Source organism: Arthrobacter sp. HMWF013 (assembly GCF_003061105.1).
Classification (GTDB): Bacteria; Actinomycetota; Actinomycetes; order Actinomycetales; family Micrococcaceae; genus Arthrobacter.
This window is the reverse complement of the sequence record NZ_QAIQ01000486.1, coordinates 1-1334: the sequence shown is the minus strand read 5'-3', so window position 1 is coordinate 1334 and position 1334 is coordinate 1. Positions and strand designations below refer to the sequence as shown.

The 1334-nt window shown below is 67.0% G+C and carries 1 protein-coding gene and 1 pseudogene; one reads left to right on the top strand and one right to left on the bottom strand.

The genetic code is table 11. The annotated features are described in order from the left end of the window. Positions 1-861: TIGR01777 family oxidoreductase (locus DBR22_RS17395; RefSeq protein WP_108600057.1), on the bottom strand; the 861-nt coding region annotated here is incomplete at its 3' end. Between the two features lie 74 nt (positions 862-935). Between DBR22_RS17395 and DBR22_RS17390 the strand changes: the two are divergent. Continuing rightward, positions 936-1334, top strand: a pseudogene (locus tag DBR22_RS17390) (S41 family peptidase); the annotation flags it as partial.

Below are 1334 nucleotides of genomic sequence, written 5' to 3'. Positions count from 1 at the left end.
GGAAAGGGTCGGGTGCTTCCACGTGAAGCCTGCCTCAGCAAGGGCCGTCGGCTCCATCCGCTGGCTGCCCAGCAGGAGTTCGTCGGCCAGCTTACCCATCACCAGCCGCAGGACCGGCGCCGGCACACGGAACACTGCCGGCCGATGGAGTGCCCTGGCCAGGTGCGAAATGAGGGCATTGACGTCCGCAGCCTCGGGAGCGCAGACGTTGACCGGACCCGAGACCGGGGACTCAAGCAGGAAGCTGAACGCTGAGGACACGTCTGGAAGCGAAATCCAGGGCCAGTGCTGGCGGCCATTGCCCAGCGGACCTCCTACCCCAAGCCGAAGCAACGGCATGAGCCGGCCCAACGCGCCCCCTTTCCTGCTCAGGACCACCCCCGTGCGCGGCGTCACGACCCGGACCCCGCCCGGCGCACCATGTGCGGCTGCTTCCCACTCGCTGCAGATCTGCGCCATGATTCCTGTGCCGTTCGGGGAATTCTCACGAACGACGGCCGCCCCGCTGTCACCGTAGTAGTTGGAGCCCGATTGGCTGAGGAAAACCTTGGGCGGGCTGTCGACTTTGGCCATTGCCGAGGCCAGGGTCCGGGTGGGGCCCAGCCGTGAGCGGAACAGTTCGTCAATCCGGGCGCGGGTCCAGGGGCGGTCTCCTATGCCGGCGCCGGAAAGGTTGATCACTGCGTCAGCGCCCTCCAGATGGGTTGGATCAAGCTCGCCGGAGGCTGGGTCCCAGCGCAGTTCCAGTGGCGAAGCCGGCGCCCGCCGCACCAGGCGGACGACCTTGTGGCCATTCGAACGCAGGTGGGCGGCCATGTCGCTTCCGATGAGGCCTGAAGCTCCGGCCATGATGATTCGCATGTACCATCTCACCACGCCCGGTACAGCGGCGGAACCTCCCTCGGACCTCCGGCGGTGTTGACTATGATCGTACGATGACTTCTTCGAGCTACCTTCGGTTTCCGCATGTCCACGGTGATCTGGTCACGTTTGTGGCTGAGGACGACGTCTGGATCGCGCCGCTCAGCGGTGGCCGGGCGTGGCGCGTTTCGTCGCTGCAGCTTCCTGCCCGCAACCCCCGCTTTACCCCTGACGGCAAACGGCTCGTCTGGACTGTTGTCCAGGGGACTTCGCCGGAAGTGGTTTCGGCCGAGGTGGACGGCGGGGGCTACCGCCAGCTGACATACTTCGGCCACGCCACCACCAGGGTCAAGGGCTTCACCGCCCGCGGCGAGGTTGTGGTGACCAGCGCCTTCCGCCAGGCCGAAAGCCGGCACACGTACGCGTACCGCCTGCCGGTGGACGGCGGCTGGGCAGAGGAGCTCCCGCTGGGG